The sequence below is a fragment of the Actinopolyspora lacussalsi genome (assembly GCA_030803735.1).
GTDB lineage: Bacteria > Actinomycetota > Actinomycetes > Mycobacteriales > Pseudonocardiaceae > Actinopolyspora > Actinopolyspora lacussalsi.
Genome location: JAURUC010000001.1, coordinates 4,528,040 through 4,543,116, shown reverse-complemented (window position 1 = coordinate 4,543,116; position 15,077 = coordinate 4,528,040). Strand labels below are relative to the sequence as shown.

Here is a 15,077-nt window from a genome sequence, read left to right as displayed (position 1 = left end):
CCGGGCATGAGCAGTGCGACCGAACCGATTGGTGAGCCGTCTGTCGGTGAACCGGACATTCACACCACGGCCGGGAAGTTGGCCGATCTGTATCGGCGCAACCACGAGGCGGTACACGCCGGTTCCGAACGTGCGGTGGAGAAACAGCACGCCAAGGGCAAGTACACCGCCCGCGAACGCATCGACATGCTGCTGGACGAGGGCTCGTTCATCGAGTTGGACGAGCACGCCCGCCACCGCTCGACGAACTTCGGAATGGAGCAGTCCCGCCCGTACGGCGACGGCGTGGTGACCGGTTACGGCACAGTGGACGGTCGCCAGGTGTGCGTGTTCTCGCAGGACTTCACCGTGTTCGGCGGTTCGCTGGGCGAGGTGTTCGGCGAGAAGATCGTCAAGGTGATGGATCTGGCCCTCAAGACCGGGTGCCCGTTGATCGGGATCAACGACTCCGGTGGTGCCCGCATCCAGGAAGGCGTGGCCGCGCTGGGGCTCTACGCCGAGATCTTCAAGCGCAACACCCACGCCTCCGGGGTGATCCCGCAGATCTCGCTGATCATGGGTCCGTGCGCGGGTGGCGCGGTGTACTCCCCCGCGATCACCGACTTCACCGTGATGGTCGACCAGACCTCACACATGTTCATCACCGGTCCCGACGTGATCAAGACCGTCACCGGTGAGGACGTGACCTTCGAGGAGCTCGGCGGGGCGTACTCGCACAACTCGAAGTCGGGCAACGCGCACTACATGGCCTCCGACGAGGACGACGCTATCGCCTACGTGCAGGAGCTGTTGTCCTACATGCCGTCGAACAACCTGGCCGAGCCGCCGGTGTCGGACGCGCCCGCCGAGAGCGGGACGGTCGCCGACAACCTCACCGAGGCCGACCGGGAACTGGACACGCTGGTGCCGGACTCGCCGAACCAGCCCTACGACATCCACGAGGCGATCACCCGGGTCCTCGACGACGGCGACTTCTGCGAGGTCTCCGCGCTGTTCGCACCCAACATGGTGGTCGGGTACGGACGCATCGAGGGCCACAGCGTCGGAGTGGTCGCCAACCAGCCCACCCAGATGGCGGGCACGTTGGACATCGAAGCCAGCGAGAAGGCCGCGCGGTTCGTCCGCACCTGCGACTCGTTCAACATCCCGGTGGTCACCTTCGTCGACGTGCCCGGTTTCCTGCCCGGCACGGACCAGGAGTGGAACGGCATCATCAGGCGCGGCGCGAAACTGCTCTACGCCTATGCCGAGGCCACCGTCCCGCTGGCCACGGTCATCACCCGCAAGGCATACGGCGGTGCCTACGACGTGATGGGGTCCAAGCACCTGGGCGCCGACATCAACCTGGCCTGGCCCACCGCCGAGATCGCGGTGATGGGCGCGCAGGGCGCGACCAACATCCTCTACCGCAGGCAGCTCTCCGAGGCCGCCGAGCGTGGCGACGACGTCGAGGCGGTGCGTGCGCAGTTGCAGCAGGAGTACGAGGACACCCTGTGCAACCCGTACGAGGCGGCCGAGCGCGGTTACGTGGACTCGGTGATCCCGCCCTCCCACACCCGGGGCTACCTGGCGCGATCACTGCGGATGCTGCGGAACAAGAAGGACACGCTGCCCGCCAAGAAACACGGCAACATCCCGCTCTGAACGGGGGCCGGTCGTGGTGCTCGCGGTGCGGCGGTCGTGCCGCGAGCACTGTCCACCGCGTGCCGGGCGTCGTTATGCTGGCGTCTCCGGCACGCACACCCGCCGATGGAAGGTGCACCTTGAGCGACGAGCCCGTTGCCGAGTCCGGTGAGTCATCCGCTTCCGAGACGGACGGTGCCCAGCAGCCCGTGCTGCGGGTCGAGCGGGGCAGGCCCGACGACGTGGAGGTGGCCGCGTTGACCGCGGCGCTGGTGGGAATCGCGTCGGCGAGTTCCGGCGACGGGGGCGAACGGTCCGAACGCATGTCGATGTGGGGGGATCCCGGCTCCGCGCTGCGCTATCCCGGTGGCAGACGGCCGATGCGACCCGGCCCGAACGCCTGGCGCGCCTCCGCCCTGCCGATGTGAGTCCGTCCGTTCGGTGTCGATTTCTCGCGAAATCGCCGGGTCCGGGGGGGGTGATGCGGCCGCAGTCGCCGTCGATTTCTCGCGAAATCGCCGCTCCCGAGACCGCTGCCGAGCCGCGCCCATGCGGCTGAGCAGCGCATGGGGACACGGAGCCGAACCCCGACCACTTTCGCGGCTCGCACCGCAGCGGGTTCTCTCGTGCGGCTCTCGTGAGGACGCCGGAGACGTTGTGTAGGTCGCTACCCGAGGTCGCCGGACCCGCAGCGAGAGCCGTGCGAGAGGTTCCGCCACCCGCACCGCCTGGCAACAGGACCGATCCACTTTCACACCGGAGGGCGGAGGCCGGGGGTGTGTCCGTCTCCCTGGCACTGCGGGCAGGTACGCCACTCCCCCAGCGTCATCCCGGCGTGGGTCTCCTCGGTGGCCCGGATCATGTAGAGGCGGGGTTCGCTGACCTTCTGGAATCCGCCGCAGTTCGGGCACACCGTGTTCGGTCCGTGTTTGAAGTTCGGTGAGTACTGCTCGTTCATTCCCCGCGCCTCTCGTTCGTGCCCCGAGTCTTCACACCCCGCCTCTTCGTACCCCGCCTCGCCGGGACAACCGGCCGGAACGCTCGCCGGGACGGCCGGAGCGGCTCGCTGACCCCAATGCTGCCATCCGCGTGCCTCCACGCTGCCGTAGCAGGGCCGTATCCGGCTATTCGCCCTCGGGGGACGTAGCTGCGGCTCCGCCAGCGGGGCACCGTCGATTTCTCGCGAAATCGCCGGGCCACCGGGTCAGGACTCGGGAGCGGTAGCGATGATCACTGTGGCATCGGTCTCCTCGCAGCGGGCCACTCGGGTGGCCAGCCCGTGCTCGGCGCAGACGGCTGCCGAGCGTTCGGCCTGCCGCCCGCTGGTCTCCAGCAGCAGTCGTCCACCCGGCGACAGCCACTCCGGGGCCTCGGCGGCGACCGCGCGATGCACGTCGAGCCCGTCGGCACCGCCGTCCAGCGCCACCGGGGGCTCGTGCTCCCGCGCCTCCGGCGGCATCGACGCGATCTCGTCGGTGGGCACGTAGGGCGCGTTGGCCAGCAGCAGCTCCACCCGCCCGCGCAGTTCCCCGGGCAGCGGCTCGTAGAGATCTCCCCGGTGGACCGTGCCGCCGAGGTCCGCGAGGTTGCGGCGTGCGCAGCGCACGCAGTTGGGGTCGATGTCGCAGGCGTGCGGTTCGATCCGCTTCACGGCGCGGGCCACTGCCGCCGCGATCGCCGCGGAGCCGCAGCACAGCTCGACCACCACGGCACCGGGACTCGCCAACGAGATCGCCTGTTCGGCCAGGAACTCGCTGCGCCGTCGGGGTACGAACACGCCGGGTTCCACCACGACTCGGTTACCGAGGAACTCCGCCCAGCCGAGCACTACCTCCAGCGGCAGGCCGTCGACCCTGCGCCGGGTCAGCTCGGCCAGCTCGGCACGCGTGTCGGCCGCCGCGAGCAGCAGTTCGGCCTCGTCCTCGGCGAACACGCAGCCCGCCGCGCGCAGTTCGGTGATGATGTCGGTCAACAGTCGGGACTCGCCCTCGACGCTCACGAGTCGGACACGTTACCCAGCGCACCGCACCGGTTCGGAAGCCAGGGCGGCCGACGACGGTCCCGTACCGCCGCGGACCGCCCCGCCGAGTCACCTCCAGTGGGCGCCGAGGTGCCCCGGCGGGAGCGATTACTTCCGCTGGGAACTCAATCCTCGACCCAGCCGAAGGTCTTGGTGACGGCCTTCTGCCACTCGCCGTACTGCTGCTCCCGGACCTGTTCGGGCATCTTCGGGTCCCACTCCTTGTCCTTGGCCCAGTTCGCGCGGATGTCCTTCTCGCCGGACCAGAATCCGACGGCCAGTCCGGCGGCGTAGGCCGCGCCGAGCGCGGTGGTCTCGTTGACCTTCGGACGGATGACGGGCACGTTGAGGATGTCGGCCTGGAACTGCATCAGCAGCTCGTTGTTGACCATCCCGCCGTCGACCTTGAGCGCCTTGAGTTCGACACCGGAGTCCGCGTTCATCGCCTCGGCGACCTCGCGGGTCTGGAAGGCGGTCGCCTCCAGCACCGCGCGCGCGATGTGGCCGCGGTTGACGAACCTGGTCAGACCGGCGATCACGCCGCGAGCGTCCGAGCGCCAGTGCGGCGCGAACAGCCCGGAGAAGGCGGGCACGAAGTAGGCGCCGCCGTTGTCCTCCACCGAGGCCGCGATCGGTTCGATCTCGGGAGCGCTGCCGATCATGCCGAGGTTGTCGCGCATCCACTGCACCAACGAGCCGGTGACGGCGATCGAACCTTCCAGGCAGTAGACCGTGGGCTGGTCGTCGATCTTGTAGCCGACGGTGGTGATCAGGCCGTTCTCACTGAGCACGGGCTCGGTTCCGGTATTGAGCAGCAGGAAGTTACCGGTGCCGTAGGTGTTCTTGGCCTCGCCGGGGGTCAGGCACGCCTGCCCGAAGGTCGCCGCCTGCTGGTCACCGAGGATTCCCGCGATCGGCAGCCCGCCGAGCACGCCCCGCTCCCGGAAATGACCGTAGATCTCCGAGGAGGAGCGGATCTCCGGGAGCATGGACATGGGGATGCCGAACTCCGCGCAGATGTCGGGATCCCAGCTCAGCGTCCGCAGGTCCATCAGCATGGTGCGGGATGCGTTGGTGGGGTCGGTGATGTGCAGCCCGCCCTCGGTGCCTCCGGTGGAGTTCCAGAGCACCCAGGTGTCCATGGTGCCGAACATCAGTTCGCCGCGTTCCGCGCGTTCCCGCGCCCCCTCCACGTTGTCCAGGATCCAGCGGATCTTGGGGCCCGCGAAGTAGGTGGCCAGCGGCAGACCGGTCCGGGACTGGTACCTGTTCTGGCCGCCCTCGCCCTGTGCCAGTTCGTTGACGATGGCGTCGGTGCGGGTGTCCTGCCAGACGATGGCGTTGTAGACGGGTTCACCGGTGTGGCGATCCCAGACCACGGTGGTCTCGCGCTGGTTGGTGATGCCGACGGCGGCTATCTCGGACAGCACCAGGTCGGCCTTGGCCAGCGCACCGGCACACACCTGCCGCGTGTTGGTCCAGACTTCCATCGGGTCGTGCTCGACCCAGCCCGCCCGGGGCAGGATCTGCTGGTGCTCCACCTGGTCTACGGAGACCACCTGCCCGGCATGGTCGAAGACGATGCACCGGGTCGAGGTCGTCCCCTGGTCGATGGCTGCGATGTAGGAGGCCATGTCGCTACCTTCCGATCGACGCGTGTGGTTGGTGATGTGCGGGTGTCAGCTCCGAGAATGCCCGCTTTGACAGCGATGGGCAGGGCTCGGATCGGGTACGGGAAACGCTCGGGTCTGCCGGTCGGACGGGAGCGCTGCCCGGCCGGACAGGACCGGCCGGACAGAGCCCGGCCAAACAGGGCCCGGCCAAACAGGGCCGGCCGGGCAGCGCTCAGCCGCGCGGAACTCGATCAGCCGAGGGGCATGGCGAGCGCGAGTGCTCCCGCCGCGGAACCGCCGATGATCGGGCCGAGGATCGGGACCCAGGAGTAGGCCCAGTCCGCGCCGCCCTTGCCCTTGATCGGCAGCAGTGCGTAGGCGATACGGGGACCGAGGTCGCGGGCGGGGTTGATGGCGTATCCGGTCGGACCGCCGAGCGAACTGCCGATGCCGATGACGATGAAGGCCACGGCCGCGTAACCGAGCGCGGCGTTGCCGAACTCCGGAATACCGTCGGGCCCCGAGCTGGCGCCGGGGCTGAGCAGGATCCAGAACACCAGCACGAAGGTGCCGATGATCTCGGTGACCAGGTTCCACGGCGCGTTGCGCACCGTGGGGCCGGTCGCGAAGATGCCCAGGGTGTTGGCCGGGTCGTCGTGGCTGTCGAACTGCAGCTTGTAGGCGGCCCAGCAGACCGCGGCACCCAGCGCACCACCGACGAGCTGTGCGGACAGGTAAACCGGCACCAGTGACCAGTCGAGTTGCCCGTTGACCGCCAGCCCGAAGGTCACTGCCGGGTTGATGTGCGCCCCGGCGGGGGCGGCGATGCTCGCACCGGCGAACACGGCGAAGCCCCAACCGAAGTTGACCAGCAGCCATCCGCCGCTGTTCCCGAGTGTGTCGCGCAACGTCACGTTGGCGACCACACCGCAGCCGAGCAGAGTCAGCGTGGCCGTGCCCAGCAGCTCGAAGAGGAAGATCGCACCCGCGCTCATCTCGCGCCTCCCGTCGGCACATAGCTCGGACGGGGCAGTGCGCCGCTCGGCTGGGCGCTACTCGGCTGGGCGCTACTCGGCTGGGCGCTACTCGGTCGCGACCGAGGCGAACGTTCGTGTGTCGTGTACCACCGCATATCGGTTACCACCTCCGGCTGAAGCCCGGGTTTCTCGGTATGGAAGATTGGGTCACACTAGACCTGTGAAAAGAAACATTGCAATAACCTCAGCTTGATGTTTTTATCGGTTCAGATGGTTTACTTGTGAAGTCCGGGAGCACTCCCCCGCTCACGAGAACCCGTCCGGATGACGGACAGGGGTTCCGGCGGCGGTGGAGGATGGCACCTGTCCGTGAAACAGGAGTGGTGCGAGAGGAATGACGATGGCCACGCAGGGCAGGCGACCTTCCGGGCGACAACAGGACCGCAGGCGCAAGATCACCGATCTGGTCATGGCCGAGGGAAACCTGCGCATCGACGACCTGATCGCGACAGTGGAAGCCAGCGCGATGACCGTCTACCGGGATCTGGCCGAACTGGAGTCCCAGGGGCTGGTGCACCGCAACCGGGGTTACGTCTCCGCCGCCTCCTCACTGCTGTACGAGGCCGCGTCCGAGTACCGGATGCAGCAGAACGAGGCGGAGAAGACCGAGCTCGCCAAGGCGGCGGTCGAACTGGTCGAGCCCGGACAGGCGCTGGTCCTCGACGATTCGACGACCGGGGTCTACCTGGCACGGCTGCTGCCGGAACGGGCTCCGCTGACCGTGGTGACCAACCACCGGGGAGTGTTCGACGAACTCGCCGGACAACAGGGAATCCATCTGATCTGCGTCGGAGGCGACTTTCTGCCCTGGGCGGACGCCTTCGTAGGGGGCATGGCGCTGGACGCGCTCCGCGGTATGCGAGTGGATCTCGCGATCATGTCCGTCTCGGCAGTCACCGACGGTGTCTGCTTTTATCCGCAACAGGAAATGGTGCAGCTCAAAAAGGCCATGCTCGCCTCGGCGAGTCGCCGCGTGCTCTACGTCGACCACACCAAGTTCAACAGGCGCGCACTGCACGCGGTCACACCCGCCGAGCACTTCGACACCGTGATCGTGGATTCGAGAACCCCGGAAGCCGAGGTCGAGGTGCTGCGAGAGCGGGGAGCGACGGTACAGCGAGCCGGATGACCCCGGCCCGGCCTCGCGACCCCGACACTGCCAGTTACGCACCACGCGCGGGGAGTGTCGATCCGGCATCATGAGCGCTGTCGGACGTACTGGCGATGAGGCGTTCCGCCCAGGGGCGGTGGGCTGCGAAACGAGCGAGGAGGACGCTGGTGGCCAGCGACAAACCGGAAGTCACCGGGCAGCCACAGGGCAAGCTCGGCCCCGAGGAGCACGAGGAGAACTGGCGGCGCCTCGGCAGCGAGGAGTTCGACGTCGTCGTCATCGGTGGCGGTATCACCGGAGCCGGGGTCGCGCTCGACGCGGCCACCCGGGGACTGCGGGTGGCGCTGGTGGAGGCCCGCGATCTGGCGGCAGGCACCTCCAGCCGCTCCAGCAAACTGTTCCACGGTGGGCTGCGGTACCTGGAGCAGCTCGAGTTCTCCCTGGTGCGCGAGGCGCTGCACGAGCGGGAGCTGATGCTCAACCGGCTCGCGCCGCACCTGGTGAAACCCGTCAGCTTCCTCTACCCGCTGACCCACCGGGTGTGGGAACGCCCCTACACGGCCGCCGGACTGCTGCTCTACGACCGCATGGGTGGCGCCCGGTCGGTGCCGGGGCAGAAGCACCTGACACGCGCCGGGGCGCGGCGAATGGTGCCCGCCCTCAAGCAGGACGCGATGATCGGCGGTATCCGCTACTACGACGCCCAGGCCGACGACGCAAGGCACACCATGACCGTGGCGCGCACCGCGGCACGCTACGGCGCGGTGGTACGCACCTCCACCCAGGTGGTGGAGTTCCTGCACGAGGCGGACCGGATCGCGGGCGCGCGGCTGCGTGACGTCGAGGACGGCAGGGAGACCGAGGTCCGTGCCCAGGCGGTCATCAACGCGACAGGTGTGTGGACCGACGAGCTGCAGCGCCTTTCCGGGGGACGCGGGCATTTCCGGGTGCGCGCGAGCAAGGGCGTGCACGTGGTGGTCCCGCGCGAGAAGATCGTCTCGGACAGCGGGCTGATCCTGCGGACCGAGAAGTCCGTGCTGTTCGTGATCCCGTGGGGCAACCACTGGATCATCGGGACCACGGACACGGACTGGAACCTGGACCTGGCCCACCCCGCGGCCACCAAGCGCGACATCGACTACATCCTGGACCACGTCAACAGCGTGCTCGCCACACCGCTGAACCACTCGGACATCGAGGGGGTCTACGCGGGGCTGCGTCCGCTGCTGGCCGGCGAGAACGACGACACCTCGAAGCTCTCCCGGGAGCACGAGGTCTCCCGGGTGGCCCCCGGGATGGTGGCGATCGCGGGCGGCAAGTACACCACCTATCGGGTGATGGCCAAGGACGCGGTGGACGCCGTCGGCAACGACGTGTCCGGCCGCATGGCCTCCTCGATCACCGACAAGGTCCCGCTGCTGGGAGCTGACGGCTACCACGCGCTGGTGAACCAGGCCGACCAGCTCGCGGCGGCCCACGGACTGCACCCCTATCGCGTGCGGCACCTGCTGGACCGCTACGGCTCGATGATCCACGAGGTGCTGGCGCTCGGCGACAGCGACCCGGAGCTGCTGAAACCGATCGACGAGGCCCCCAACTACCTGCTGGCCGAGGTCGCGTACGCGGTGCGCTACGAGGGGGCGCTGCACCTGGAGGACGTACTGACCAGGCGTACCCGCATCTCCTTCGAGTACCCGCATCGCGGTGTGGACTGCGCGGACCAGGTGGCCAGGCTGATCGGTGCCGAGCTCGGCTGGGACGAGCAGCGGATCACCAGTGAGGTCGAGCGTTACTCGGCGCGGGTGGCCGCCGAACGCGAGTCGCAGAGCCAGCCGGACGATCAGGCCGCCGACGCCACTCGGGTGGCGGCCCCCGAGGCCCGCGAGGGCATCGTGGAACCGGTGGGCTGACTCCGGGGAAGAGGTGATCGCAGCCCGGCGGTGCGGGAGCTGTTCCGGCTCCCGCACCACCGGGTGACCACCGTCGGGCCGAGCGGCCGATCAGGCGGGCAGCAGTTCCGTCGCGAGCTCCGCGACCCGGTTCACCAGACCGCGCCGGTCCACGGGCGCGACGGTGCTCCACGGCTCGCCGGAGGAGGTGTCGCGCCGCAACTGGACATGGCGACCGGCGCGGGAGTCGAAGAAACCGACCACGTGCTCGGCGCGGTGCCGCACCGCGGCCCCCTGCCGGACCGCGGCGCCGAACTGGCCGCTGGCGTGCACTCCGTCCAGCATCCCCACCAGCACATCGGCCTCGTCGGCGCGCACCCCGCGTGCGGACAGCGCGGCACGCAGCGTCGGGAGATCGTCATCCGCTTCGGCAGCCGCCGCTTCCAGATCCGCGCTCGGCAGGCTGACCGAACGTCCGTTTCCCGCGGCGACCTCGGGAAGCACGGACAGCGCCTCACGGGCCAGCCCGGTGGTTGCCGCCGGACGCAGCAGAAGCCGCTGTTCGTCCTTGACGGCCAGTACCGCCTCGGCGGAGTCGCCCTCCCCACGCGCCGCCGCCAGCACCCGGACACCACGGCCCAACCAGCAGCGGCCGTCCACCTCGCGGGTGGGTGCTTCGAGCACCGACATCATCCGTCGCAGCGAGTCGACCGGGGTGTTTCCGACGCACAACCCGCGCTCGCTCATCGAGCGCCAGGCCGCTTCACACAGCTCGCGGCGCCGCTCGTGGGTTCTGCCCGGTGAGGGCACCTTGAGCACCAGCGGCGGATCGGCGATGCCCAGGTGCTCCAGCAACACGTCGAACTCCAGGTCCGACAACGAGATCGGCTCGACGGGATCGTCCGCGCCGAAGACTCCTGTCACGAGGGCTCACCGCCGATGACCGGACGAGCGGAAACCCGGTGTTCGTCGAACGGGCCGGTCCCTCCCTCGGACTCGGTGGCCTCGACCGAGATCTCGCTTTCCTCCTCCCGCGCGAGGCGGGAGGATCGCGGTGACGCCGTGCCGTGGGTACTCGTCGGGGCTCCGTTGACGGAACCGGAGCGAGGGGAACCGCCCCCGGGGCTGCCACCGGTGGGACGAGCGGAGCTCGGAGTGGCGTTACCCCCGCCCGCACCGCCCCTGCCGGTGACGGCGCCCTCCGAGTGCGGTCTGGTCCAGGAGATCGTGATGTCACCCCGGCCGCTCCCGCTCCCGCCCGAAGGGGCCCCGGCGGGCGCGTCGACCACCACCTGTGGTGGTGTCTCGAAGGAGGCCAGCGAGGTGGTGTTGGTCTCGGAAGCCGCCTGGTAGCGGCGCATGACGTCGAACGCGCGCTGCTCGGCGGCGTGCTGCTGCTGCTCGCGTAGCTCGTAGTCGGTCTGCCCGCCGAACAGGTGAACCAGGGTCGAGGTGAAGGCGTTCGGCTCCTCGGACGTCACCCGGACCGGGGGCGGCATCTCGGCCCGGGCCCTGGCGACGAGTTCGGCCTGGTGCTCGGAGCACTGCCGCATCCGTGCCGCGGCCAGCGTGACCTCGTCGGCCCACTCGTGCAGCGGTAGCAGTCCACGGCGGACACTGTCGGCGGCCTCGCCCTGCCAGTCCGCGGCAACCGCCTTCAGCGCGGCGGCCATGCCGTCGTCGATCTCCCGGAAGGCGGTCTCCAACTCGCGCCACCGATGCGCGGAAGACCCCGAAGCCGAGGGACCGGGCCCCTGGTGCAGCAGCTCGAAGAGCTCGGCATGGGTGTAACCCTGCCAACGGTGGTCACTCATCGACGTCCTCCCACGGGAACTCGACCGGTCAGCAGCCCGTCCGCATCCGGGAAGTGTTGGCGTCCTCGGTCTCCGAGTAGCGGCGCTCCACCGCACGCAACGCGTCGGAAGCGGACTGCAACCGGTCGCGGTACCCGTACAACGCGGTCAGTGCTGCCCGATCGCCACCGACCGAGTGCTCGTTGAACTTCGCGGCGACTCCGGTACTGACCGGGTCCCCGGCCCAGGGATGAATCCGGAGTTCGGTGATGGCGTGCTCGATCTGCACACCGACGGCGTCCAACGAGGACTGCAACGAGCTGATCAGGTTCGGGATGGCTGACGGCTCGACGCGTACGGATCCGGCTCCCACCGCCTCGGTGGCGGAGGGCGAATCGGTCACACCGTCCAGTTCGGAACCATTCGGCACGATCGCCTCCACTATCGGAAATCCGCCAGCACACTCTAATGGCTCATGAGGGAGATGGGCAGTAGTCCGATAGCGGCAAGATTTAGACACGCAACGTTACTCGGAAGCTGTTACCTCGGTCAGCTCGGCGGTGCGAGTGCGGCGTTTTCGCGAGAAATCGACGCCACGGACCGCACGAAGTCAGCCGCCGGGCGCTGGGGAGTCGGTGCTGACCGGGCCCCGCAGCGTTCGTACCGCCGCCGTGGCCACCCGGCGCGCGCCCGCGCACAGCTGGTCCAACGTGGCCGGACGATCGGCACCGTCGTCGCGGTACAGCACGTCCAGGTGCTGCCCCTCCGCCACGTCCACGGCCACGTTGCAGGCCAGTCGCAGACCGGGGGTGCGAATCACCAGTGCCGGGAAATCGTCGAGCACCACCGGAGTCGCCCTGACCTGTGCGGTGTCGCTGGTCCAGACATTCATGTCCTCACCCGTGACCAGTGCGAACCGGGCCCCCACCTTGGCCCGGCTGTTCCGGTAACTGCAGGTGGAAGCGTTGTCGAATCCCTCCTCCACTCCTGGCAACGGGTCGCGGTCGAAGCCGAGCGCGCTACGTTGCCGCACTGTCAGCAACCCACAGGGATTCAGCCCCCGCAACGAGATCTCGGTGGGGCGTGGCGGCAACGAACCGCTCTCGCGCTCGGGCAACGGGATCGGCTCGGGCGGAATCGGCGCGCTGTCGGCGGTATCACGAGTCGGCAGCACCGCACATCCACCGAGCAGGAACAGCACACCGCCCAACCCGGCGAGCAGAAACCGTGCAGCGGTCATCCGGCTGCGCATGCCGCAAGCTTAACCCACCGAACACCGCGGGTGTACGCCACGCACTCCACTCGGAACTCCGGACCGGTCGGCGGGTCGACGAAACGCCCATCGGCGAATCCGATCCCGAGCTCCGCCCCGTGGGGGTCGACAGGTCACTTGCGCGTGCCGAACCAGACGAAGACGAAACCGATCATCGGCAGCAGCGCCCAGAACTGCCTGGTGACCACCAGCAGACCGAGCAGTGCGACCGCGACGGAGATCCCGAGCAACGCGCCGCGCCGAGCACGCGGAGCGCGCGACGCACCTTCCCGCTCCGGTTCGGACGTCGTACCGGAGTCACGAGGAACCAGCACCTCCGGATAAGGAGCGGGCAGGTCGGCGAACAACACCGCCACGTCCGCGCGGAACCGCGCCCGGGCCGCCCGCGTGCACCGCTCGTCGAACTCGTCGATCTCCAGCCTTCCGGCTGAAAAGTGCTCGCCGAGCAGGGCGATCACCCGATCGCGGTCCTGATCACCGATACGAACCCCATCGCCCCGCTCGGCCAACGGTGCTCACCCAGCTTTTCCGCTCGTGTTGTCGCCCGGAGGTAGTTCGGTCAGTCCTTGATCTCGCAGAGCGTCGTCTCCTGGCTGATGGAGTCACCGGGCTGCGCCTTGAGGCCGGTGACCATTCCGCTCTTGTGCGCGGTAACCGGATTCTCCATCTTCATGGCCTCCAGCACCACCAGCTTATCGCCCGCTTCGACGTGCTGCCCGTCCTCGACGGCGACGGTGACCACCGTGCCCTGCATCGGGGCGGTCACCGCGTCACCGGACGGGGCCGCCCCCGAGGTGGCGGAACGCCGTTTACGGGGCTTGGCGGCCGGTGCGGGGTCCGCTCCCCCCACGTTCGCACCCAGCCCCGCGGGCAGTGAGACCTCCAGCCGCCTGCCACCGACCTCGACGGTGATGCGCTGGCGCTGCTCGCTCTCCCCCGCGTCGGTGCCGCCCGTGTGGGGTTCGATGGTGTTGTCGAACTCGGTCTCGATCCAGCGGGTGTGCACGGTGAAACCGTCGGCGCCGGTGAAGGCGGGATCGCGCAGCACCACCCGGTGGAACGGCAGCACCGTGGCGAGGCCCTCCACGGCCATCTCGTCCAACGCGCGGCGGGAACGCTGCAACGCCTCGGTGCGGTCGGCACCGGTGACGATCACCTTCGCCAGCAACGAGTCGAACTGGCCGCCGATGACGCTGTCGGTCTCCACACCCGCGTCCACCCGAACACCCGGTCCTGCCGGCGGCACGAACCCGGTGACCGTGCCCGGGGTGGGCAGGAAGTTCCTGCCCGCGTCCTCACCGTTGATGCGGAACTCGATGGAGTGCCCCCGCGCGGGTGGATCCGCGGTGAACTCCAGCCGCTCGCCCTCGGCGATCAGGAACTGCTGCCGCACCAGGTCGATGCCGGTGGTTTCCTCGGAGACGGGGTGCTCGACCTGCAGCCTGGTGTTGACCTCCAGGAACGAGATCGTGCCGTCCTCACCGACCAGGAACTCCACGGTGCCCGCACCGTGGTATCCCGCCTCGGAGCAGATGGCCTTGGCGGCGGAGTGGATGCGTTCCCGCTGGTCATCGGTCAGGAACGGGGCGGGGGCCTCCTCCACCAGCTTCTGGTGCCTGCGCTGCAGCGAGCAGTCCCTGGTGCCCACCACGATCACGTTGCCGTGCTGGTCGGCCACCACCTGCGCCTCCACGTGGCGCGGCCGGTCGAGGTAGCGCTCCACGAAGCACTCCCCGCGGCCGAAAGCCCCTTCGGCCTCCCGAACCGCCGAGTCGTACAGCTCGGGAATCTCCTCGATGGTGCGGGCCACCTTGAGGCCGCGCCCACCGCCGCCGAACGCGGCCTTGACCGCCACCGGCAGACCGTTCTCCTTGGCGAACTCGACGACCTCGTCGGAGCCGGAGACCGGATCCTGCGTTCCCGGAACGAGCGGCGCGCCCGCCTTGGTGGCGATGTGCCGAGCGGTGACCTTGTCCCCCAGATCCCGAATCGCGCGCGGCGACGGGCCGATCCAGGTCAGGCCCGCGTCCAGCACCGCCTGGGCGAAATCGGCGTTCTCCGACAGGAAACCGTAGCCGGGATGCACCGCGTCGGCGCCGCTGCGCCGGGCGGCCTCGATGACCTTGGCGATGTCGAGATAGCTCTCGGCCGCGGTGGTTCCCCCGAGTGCGAACGCCTCGTCCGCGAGCCGGACGAACGGTGCCTCCGAATCGGGCTCCGCGTAGACCGCCACGCTACCGATGCCCGCATCCGCACACGCCCGCACCACGCGGACCGCGATCTCACCCCGATTCGCGACCAGCACCTTGCGTATCCGATTACGCGTGGTCGAGTCCTGCTCGGGCACCTCGTACCTCCTGTCACGACAGCGTGGGCCGCTCAAGAGTCTAAGAGCTCGACACCTCACCTGGGTAGGTGCCCGCCGAAGCACGAACGGACACAACCGCGGGCGAGCCGGACCGGACGTTCCGCCCCCACTCCCCGTCCGGGGCGGCTGACCTCCGAAACCGGTCCGACCAGGCCACGGCACCGTTCGTCGCGACGTTGCCGGTCAAGCGGGCTCTCGGAGAGTTAAGCTGCACGATCGGCCGGGGAGCGGGAGCACGACGGATCCATCACTGGTGCCTTCCGGTCGTGTTGTCGAGTGGCGTAGTACCTACTCGATCTCGGGCCTCCCGGAGCGAGAGCCGGCGGGAGGTTCCGCCAAGCGAGCGGCTC

The 15,077-nt window shown here is 69.0% G+C and carries 14 protein-coding genes; 4 read left to right on the top strand and 10 right to left on the bottom strand.

From position 1 onward, the window contains the following. Window positions 1–6: 6 nt before the first annotated feature. Window positions 7–1,644 (top strand): acyl-CoA carboxylase subunit beta, encoded by a 1,638-nt coding sequence (locus J2S53_RS20230; protein ID WP_456242312.1) that lies wholly within the window; start codon window positions 7–9, stop codon window positions 1,642–1,644. 119 nt (window positions 1,645–1,763) lie between these two features. Continuing rightward, on the top strand, window positions 1,764–2,051 hold the full coding sequence (locus tag J2S53_RS20225; RefSeq protein WP_456242311.1) for an acyl-CoA carboxylase subunit epsilon: 288 nt from the start codon (window positions 1,764–1,766) through the stop codon (window positions 2,049–2,051). Between the two features lie 323 nt (window positions 2,052–2,374). Here J2S53_RS20225 and J2S53_RS20220 read toward each other — a convergent pair whose 3' ends face one another. From J2S53_RS20220 to J2S53_RS20205, 4 genes are all read right to left on the bottom strand, one after another. Continuing rightward, window positions 2,375–2,581, bottom strand: coding sequence for a hypothetical protein (locus J2S53_RS20220; protein WP_092629646.1), 207 nt, complete (start codon window positions 2,579–2,581; stop codon window positions 2,375–2,377). 246 nt (window positions 2,582–2,827) lie between these two features. Next, on the bottom strand, window positions 2,828–3,622 hold the full coding sequence (locus J2S53_RS20215; protein WP_456242310.1) for a putative protein N(5)-glutamine methyltransferase: 795 nt from the start codon (window positions 3,620–3,622) through the stop codon (window positions 2,828–2,830). Between the two features lie 146 nt (window positions 3,623–3,768). Beyond that, window positions 3,769–5,277, bottom strand: coding sequence for a glycerol kinase GlpK (glpK, locus tag J2S53_RS20210; protein ID WP_456242309.1), 1,509 nt, complete (start codon window positions 5,275–5,277; stop codon window positions 3,769–3,771). Window positions 5,278–5,507: 230 nt separating this feature from the next. Further along, on the bottom strand, window positions 5,508–6,251 hold the full coding sequence (locus J2S53_RS20205) for an MIP/aquaporin family protein (RefSeq protein WP_092928152.1): 744 nt from the start codon (window positions 6,249–6,251) through the stop codon (window positions 5,508–5,510). 376 nt (window positions 6,252–6,627) lie between these two features. Here J2S53_RS20205 and J2S53_RS20200 point away from each other — a divergent pair, with 376 nt between their 5' ends. Both J2S53_RS20200 and glpD read left to right on the top strand, forming a co-directional pair. Further along, on the top strand, window positions 6,628–7,422 hold the full coding sequence (locus tag J2S53_RS20200; protein ID WP_092974720.1) for a DeoR/GlpR family DNA-binding transcription regulator: 795 nt from the start codon (window positions 6,628–6,630) through the stop codon (window positions 7,420–7,422). Window positions 7,423–7,571: 149 nt separating this feature from the next. Beyond that, window positions 7,572–9,314, top strand: a complete 1,743-nt coding sequence (gene glpD / locus J2S53_RS20195) for a glycerol-3-phosphate dehydrogenase (protein WP_456242308.1) — start codon at window positions 7,572–7,574, stop codon at window positions 9,312–9,314. Window positions 9,315–9,404: 90 nt separating this feature from the next. On the opposite strand, the gene J2S53_RS20190 is transcribed toward glpD, so the two are convergent. The 6 genes from J2S53_RS20190 to J2S53_RS20165 form a co-directional block, all read right to left on the bottom strand. Further along, complete coding sequence (locus J2S53_RS20190) at window positions 9,405–10,217, bottom strand: ESX secretion-associated protein EspG (RefSeq protein ID WP_456242307.1); 813 nt, start codon at window positions 10,215–10,217, stop codon at window positions 9,405–9,407. Continuing rightward, window positions 10,214–11,107, bottom strand: a complete 894-nt coding sequence (locus J2S53_RS20185; RefSeq protein WP_456242306.1) for a PPE domain-containing protein — start codon at window positions 11,105–11,107, stop codon at window positions 10,214–10,216. The genes J2S53_RS20190 and J2S53_RS20185 overlap by 4 nt, the downstream gene beginning before the upstream one ends. Before the next feature lie 28 nt (window positions 11,108–11,135). Further along, window positions 11,136–11,516, bottom strand: a complete 381-nt coding sequence (locus J2S53_RS20180) for a PE domain-containing protein (RefSeq protein ID WP_217643365.1) — start codon at window positions 11,514–11,516, stop codon at window positions 11,136–11,138. 180 nt (window positions 11,517–11,696) lie between these two features. Further along, complete coding sequence (locus tag J2S53_RS20175; RefSeq protein ID WP_456242305.1) at window positions 11,697–12,338, bottom strand: DUF3558 domain-containing protein; 642 nt, start codon at window positions 12,336–12,338, stop codon at window positions 11,697–11,699. A 134-nt stretch (window positions 12,339–12,472) separates the two neighbouring features. Beyond that, entirely contained in the window at window positions 12,473–12,868 is a 396-nt protein-coding gene (locus J2S53_RS20170; RefSeq protein ID WP_456242304.1) for a DUF1707 SHOCT-like domain-containing protein, read from the bottom strand. A 50-nt stretch (window positions 12,869–12,918) separates the two neighbouring features. After that, the gene (locus tag J2S53_RS20165) at window positions 12,919–14,706 is read right to left on the bottom strand and encodes an acetyl/propionyl/methylcrotonyl-CoA carboxylase subunit alpha (protein WP_456242303.1); all 1,788 of its coding nucleotides are present in this window, start codon (window positions 14,704–14,706) and stop codon (window positions 12,919–12,921) included. Window positions 14,707–15,077: the final 371 nt, after the last annotated feature.